This window comes from Oleiphilus sp. HI0086 (genome assembly GCF_001635225.1).
Genome location: NZ_LWFZ01001302.1, coordinates 22,607 through 28,606, shown reverse-complemented (window position 1 = coordinate 28,606; position 6,000 = coordinate 22,607). Strand labels below are relative to the sequence as shown.

At 43.1% G+C, this 6,000-nt stretch carries 6 protein-coding genes; all 6 read right to left on the bottom strand.

Translation table 11 applies throughout. The features are described 5' to 3' along the window. A partial coding sequence (gene nqrF, locus A3756_RS22400; protein ID WP_068554702.1) for an NADH:ubiquinone reductase (Na(+)-transporting) subunit F occupies positions 1 to 1,094 on the bottom strand: 1,094 nt, incomplete at its 3' end. Positions 1,095 to 1,125: 31 nt separating this feature from the next. Next, positions 1,126 to 1,737 carry an NADH:ubiquinone reductase (Na(+)-transporting) subunit E gene (gene nqrE, locus A3756_RS22395; RefSeq protein WP_197470144.1) on the bottom strand — a complete coding sequence of 204 codons (612 nt, stop codon included), beginning with the start codon at positions 1,735 to 1,737 and terminating at the stop codon, positions 1,126 to 1,128. Continuing rightward, positions 1,737 to 2,402, bottom strand: a complete 666-nt coding sequence (locus A3756_RS22390; RefSeq protein WP_068506475.1) for an NADH:ubiquinone reductase (Na(+)-transporting) subunit D — start codon at positions 2,400 to 2,402, stop codon at positions 1,737 to 1,739. The genes nqrE and A3756_RS22390 overlap by 1 nt, the downstream gene beginning before the upstream one ends. Positions 2,403 to 2,404: 2 nt before the next feature. After that, positions 2,405 to 3,205, bottom strand: a complete 801-nt coding sequence (locus A3756_RS22385; RefSeq protein ID WP_068506472.1) for a Na(+)-translocating NADH-quinone reductase subunit C — start codon at positions 3,203 to 3,205, stop codon at positions 2,405 to 2,407. Next, entirely contained in the window at positions 3,198 to 4,388 is a 1,191-nt protein-coding gene (locus A3756_RS22380) for an NADH:ubiquinone reductase (Na(+)-transporting) subunit B (protein ID WP_068554700.1), read from the bottom strand. The genes A3756_RS22385 and A3756_RS22380 overlap by 8 nt, the downstream gene beginning before the upstream one ends. 2 nt (positions 4,389 to 4,390) lie before the next feature. After that, positions 4,391 to 5,734: a Na(+)-translocating NADH-quinone reductase subunit A gene (locus A3756_RS22375; protein WP_068554698.1), complete on the bottom strand. Its 1,344-nt coding sequence runs from the start codon at positions 5,732 to 5,734 to the stop codon at positions 4,391 to 4,393. Between the last annotated feature and the right edge of the window lie 266 nt (positions 5,735 to 6,000).

Sequence of the window (6,000 nt, the reverse complement as noted above, 5' to 3'; positions counted from 1 at the left end):
TTGAGGTAATTTTCATATAGAACATTATGAATAAACCCGGTGTAACCCTTCCAGTTATCTTCTTCCATCGGATCAGATAACGCAGCATGCCATACAAAGTTTTCATTTTCTTCTGCTAGCTTGTCATACTCGTCCTGATAAAACATTTCTCTCAAGCTTCGAGCACCATACCAGAATGACATCTTACGCTTAGACTCAAGTCGCTTAAGCTGATCAAAAATATGTGAACGCATCGGGGCCATACCCGCACCGCCACCAACAAATACCATTTCGTTGTCAGTATCTTTAGCAAAGAACTCACCAAATGGCCCGTAAACATCGATGGTATCGCCCTTCTTAAGATTGAATACGTAAGATGACATTATCCCTGGAGGGTGGTTCGTTCCTGGAGGAGGCGAAGCGATACGAATGTTGAACTTAACAAGCCCTTTTTCTTCAGGATAGTTTGCCATTGAGTAAGCTCGTATAACGTCTTCTTTAACAATTGACTTATACTGCCACAAGTTGAATTTATCCCAGTCTTCGCGATATTCGTCTTGAATTTCAAAGTTTTTATAATCAACTTCGTGAGGTGGACACTCAAGCTGAACATAACCACCAGCGCGAAAGTCAACGTTCTCGCCCTCTGGCAACTTAAGAACCAGTTCTTTAATGAAAGTAGCTACGTTGTCGTTTGATTCAACAGTACAAACCCACTTCTTAACGCCAAATACTTCTTCGTCAACTTCGACTTTCATGTCCTGTTTCACAGGAACCTGACAAGCGAGTCTCCAGCCTTCACCTTCTTCACGCTTGGTAAAGTAAGCTTTTTCAGTTGGAAGCATAGAGCCACCACCTTCTAAAACTTTACACTTACACTGCGCACATGTACCACCGCCACCACAAGCTGATGATAGAAATAGGCCTTCAGAAGCAAGCGTTTGAAGTAGCTTTCCTCCTGCCGGGGTTTTAATAGTGTTGTCAGGATCTTCGTTTATCAAGATAGAGACGTCACCACTACTCACTAATTGTTTTCTTGCGATCAGTATGATGGCTACAAGTGACAGTACAATCACCGTAAACATCACCACACCGAGTACTATTTCTGCATTCATATTAATACCTTATCTATCTACCCAGTGTTAATTAAAGCGAGATACCAGAGAACGACATAAAACCTAGTGACATCAAGCCTACAGTGATAAAGGTAATACCCAAGCCACGCAGACCTTCAGGCACATCACTGTACTTGAGCTTTTCTCGGATACCGGCCAATGCGACGATCGCAAGAGCCCAACCGACACCAGCACCCAAGCCATAGACCGTGCTCTCAGCAAGATTATAATCACGCTCAACCATAAATAGAGATGCACCCATGATCGCACAGTTTACTGTGATCAATGGTAGGAATACCCCAAGAGCGTTATACAGATCCGGGAAGTACTTATCCAAAACCATTTCTAGAATCTGTACCAAAGCAGCGATAACACCAATGTAAGTTAACAAACCCAAGAAACTCAGGTCTACATCAGGATAGCCCGCCCAAGCCAAGGCTCCATCTTTTAGAAGGTAGGTATAAATAAGATTATTTACAGGAACAGTGATTGCCAATACAACGACTACGGCAATACCTAGACCGGTTGCAGCTTGAATCTTCTTAGAAATCGCAAGGAAGGTACACATTCCCAAAAAGAATGCCAAAGCCATATTTTCAACAAATACAGCCTTAACAAATAGGCTTAAATAATATTCGATCATTAGAACGCCTCCTTAACAGAGTGAGACGAGATTTTGTAATCAGCAGGCTCTACCTGGTCTTTCTTCCATTGCCTTAAGCCCCAAATAAGCAAACCGATGATAAAGAAAGCACTTGGAGGAAGCAGCAACATACCATTAGGTACATACCAGCCACCATTGTTAACGGTAGGCATAAGCTCGATGCCAAACAACATGCCTGAACCAAACAATTCACGTACAAAAGCGACTAATAGCAAAATAACGGCATATCCTAAACCATTACCTATGCCATCCAGGAAACTCATGCCTGGGCCATTTTGCATTGCAAACGCTTCAGCACGCCCCATTACGATACAGTTCGTGATAATCAAGCCCACAAAAACTGAAAGCTGCTTACTAAGTTCATAGGCATAGGCCTTGAGAACCTGATCAACAACAATTACCAACGAAGCAATGATAGTCATTTGAACAATGATTCGTATGTTCGAAGGTATTTGGCTACGAATTACGGATACAAACAAGTTAGATAGGCCACATACTGCACATACAGCCAAGCCCATAACAACCGATAGCTCCATACTAGTGGTAACGGCTAACGCAGAACAAATACCTAAGATTTGAAGTGCGATAGGGTTATTGCTAAAAACTGGTTCAAAAAGAACTTTTTTTGCTGTTACATCACTCATTCTTAAGCTCCTTCACGCAAGCGATTCAGGTACTTTTGGAATCCCTGCTCGCCAGTCCAATATTGAATAAGGTTAGTCACACCCACACTAGTCAAAGTAGCACCAGATAGACCGTCTACCATGTATTCGGCATCAGCTCGACTTTTATCAACTGCGCCTTTAATCAAGCCAAGCTTTGGCTGATCGCTAGACGCGAAGTCGTAGACCTTTTTACCCGGCCAAATCGCTTTCCAGCGCGGATTATCAACCTCACCACCCAAGCCAGGAGTCTCGGCATGCTCATAGAAGCCAAGCCCAACGACTGTATTAGCATCGCCCTCCAAAGCCAAGAAACCATGCAGTGTCGACCATAAGCCATAACCGCTTACAGGAAGAATGATCGTTTCAATCTTTCCGGCATCTTCAACCAAGTAGATCTTGGCGAACTTAACTCTACGCTTGATACCTGCAACGTCGTCAGCTCGCGAAAGAGTTGTTGAAAAGGCTGGATCTTTAGCCGCTTTTCTCTGGTCGTAATCAAGGACATTTTCCTTATTTACTGCAGACGCCTCGACATATTCACCGCTATCCAAGTCAACCAACATTGGCTTAATCGCAGAGAAGGCATTCTCAATTTCAGTCGCCGAAGCGCCCTCAACCAATAAGCCTGCGGCAGCCAAAATATTAGCTTTAAGGTTTAGCGCCTTGTTCTTCTCTTGTATTGGCTTTAACAGTACAACAGAGCCCGCTACTACAATCGAACAGACAATACAGAGCAAAAATGCAACCGTAATAGTTTTTCCTACCGTTTCTTTACTAGACACGTGCCAATCTCCTCTTGATATTCGCTTGCATTACCAAGTGGTCAATATATGGTGCGAACAGGTTAGCGAACAATATTGCCAACATCATGCCTTCAGGGAATGCAGGGTTAACAACACGTATTAAAACAACCATTACACCGATGAGCGCACCAAATACAAACTTACCTTGGTTAGTCATTGATGCGGATACTGGGTCTGTTGCCATAAAAAACATCCCGAACGCAAAACCACCAATAACAAGATGCCAATAAAAAGGCATTGCAAACATAGGGTTAGTGTCAGAGCCGATCATATTGAAGATAAGTGACATTGCTGTCATACCACCAAATACACCAACAACGATACGCCAGGAAGCAATTTTGGTTGCAAGCAATGCAAAACCGCCAATCATAATCGCTAGCGTCGAAGTTTCACCAATTGAGCCCTGAATAAAGCCTAAGAACGCGTCGACCCATGAAACTGATTGGTTAAGACCTTCAATTCCGCTGGCTGCAACAATGCTTAGAGGCGTCGCGCCACTAAAGCCGTCGACAGCAGTCCAAACTGCGTCGCCCGAAATCTCGGCAGGGTATGCAAAGAACAAAAACGCACGACCAGTTAAGGCTGGGTTCAAGAAGTTCTTGCCTGTACCGCCAAAAATTTCCTTACCAACAACAACACCAAAGGAAATACCTAGAGCAACCTGCCACAAGGGGATATCAGCTGGAACGATTAAGGTAAATAGTATTGAAGTAACAAAAAAGCCTTCGTTAACTTCATGCTTACGCACGGTGGCAAACAACACTTCCCAAAAACCACCCACTACAAACACTGTCAGGTAGATAGGTATATAGTATGCTGCGCCATATACGAAGTTATGAAGAATATTTGACGCATCATGGCCAATGAAAAACATGCTATGCCAATCGGTTGGTATAGTACCCAGCCCAGCCGCTATAGCAGTATTTGCCTGGAAACCGACGTTCCAAATACCAAAAAACATAGCAGGGAATGCGCACAACCAAACCGTAATCATAATACGCTTAAGGTCGAGACCATCTCTAACATGAGATGTGGTTTTGGTTACACTTGATGGCGAATAAAAAATGGTGTCAGCAGCTTCGTAAAGCGCATACCACTTCTCGTACTTGCCCCCTTTCTCGAAATGGGGCTCCATTTTATCTAAAACTGTTCTAAGTCCCATGATCAACCCTCAATTTCGATTCGAGTCAGATTCTCTCGTAGAATCGGACCGTACTCATACTTACCAGGACAAACATATGTGCAAAGCGCCAAATCTTCTTCATCTAGCTCTAAACAACCTAGAAGTTGTGCTTGCTCTGTATCACCTACAATCAGAGATCGTAGTAACTGAGTTGGCAAGATATCTAAAGGCATCACTTTTTCGTAAGCACCAACAGGAACCATTGCTCGATCACTACCATTTGTTGTGGTCGTAAAGTTGAACAATTTGGCAGGGTTAAGCTTAGAAAGGTAAATATTCATCACAGAGAACTTGTTGGCACCAGGAGATAACCAACCAATAAACTCACGCTCTTTTTGTTCATCAAGAACACTAACTTGCGAAGCATAGCGCCCTAAATAATCAACTGTAGCTCTTGCGGTCCGGCCACCAAAAACCGAACCTGAAATGGCTCTGGCAGAGGTTGAACTAAGTTCATTGCTCAGCAGCTCAGATATATTGGCACCAAATTGAGTTTTAACCAAGCGCGGTTTCTTAACAGAAGGGCCAGCAATAGAAACAATCCGCTCTACATACAGTTCGCCAGTCGTGAAAAGCTTAGCGATCGCGATGACGTCCTGATAAGAAATAGTCCATACACTCTTACTATCGCTTACAGGATCAAGGTAATGGATGTGTGTTCCGGCATTACCAGCAGGGTGCGGGCCAGAAAACTCTTGCTTTTCTACGCGCGCGATGGGTGGTAGTTCGATGTTAGAACCAGCTTTAGTACAAACAAAAACCTTACCTTCAGTAAGTTTTTCAATAATACTTAAACCTTGACTAAAAGCCTCACCTTCGCCCGACAACACTACTTCAGGATCAGCAGCTAATGGGTTAGTATCAATTGCGGTAACAAATATTGAATTTGGCTGAGCAGTCAACTCAGGCACTTTACTATAAGGCCTAGTTCGAAATGCTGTCCAGACGCCAGATTCAACCAGATTCGATACGACTTGTTCACGAGTAAGACTTCCAAGATCTGAAGCGGAGTATTTTGCAAACTCTACTTTTTCATCACCAGATTTCTCGATTACAATCGACTGGAATACGCGCTTTTCGCCACGATTTACTTCAATAACCGTCCCGCTAGCTGGTGCAGTAAATTTCACACCTTCGGTTTTCTTATCTTCAAAAAGAAGTTGTCCCTTAGCTACCTTGTCACCAACCTGAACAGACATGGTTGGCTTCATACCAACATAGTCAAATCCAACTATAGCAACCTTGCTAATGGAATTTCCTTGGGTGATGCTTTGTTCGGGAGAACCGGATATTGGAAGATCGAGGCCTTTTTTAATATTGACCATTAATCCTGCCTTCTCATCAGAATTTGTGAATTTTCCGCCACGTTAGAATTTGTTCTGTTGAGTGCCATACAGTTAAAGCATTACCACTCGATTGCGGCGAACCTAAAATCGTGGACAATTATAGTGAGCCATTTAACATATTGCTACACTACGCACCAAAATTTACTTATATTCTACCCATTTAAAGTGCCAACCTGCTTAAAAAATCAACCCTAGCGTTTTAGCGTACAAATATAGGAGCACTAGATACTACCAACTAGGTAGAC

What these genes read in the sequence shown, in the direction of transcription:
- A3756_RS22390 (WP_068506475.1), bottom strand. Translation starts at nt 2,402, where the DNA reads ATGAGTGATGTAACAGCAAAAAAAGTTCTTTTTGAACCAGTTTTTAGC.
- A3756_RS22375 (WP_068554698.1), bottom strand. Translation starts at nt 5,734, where the DNA reads ATGGTCAATATTAAAAAAGGCCTCGATCTTCCAATATCCGGTTCTCCC.
- A3756_RS22380 (WP_068554700.1), bottom strand. Translation starts at nt 4,388, where the DNA reads ATGGGACTTAGAACAGTTTTAGATAAAATGGAGCCCCATTTCGAGAAA.
- nqrE (WP_197470144.1), bottom strand. Translation starts at nt 1,737, where the DNA reads ATGATCGAATATTATTTAAGCCTATTTGTTAAGGCTGTATTTGTTGAA.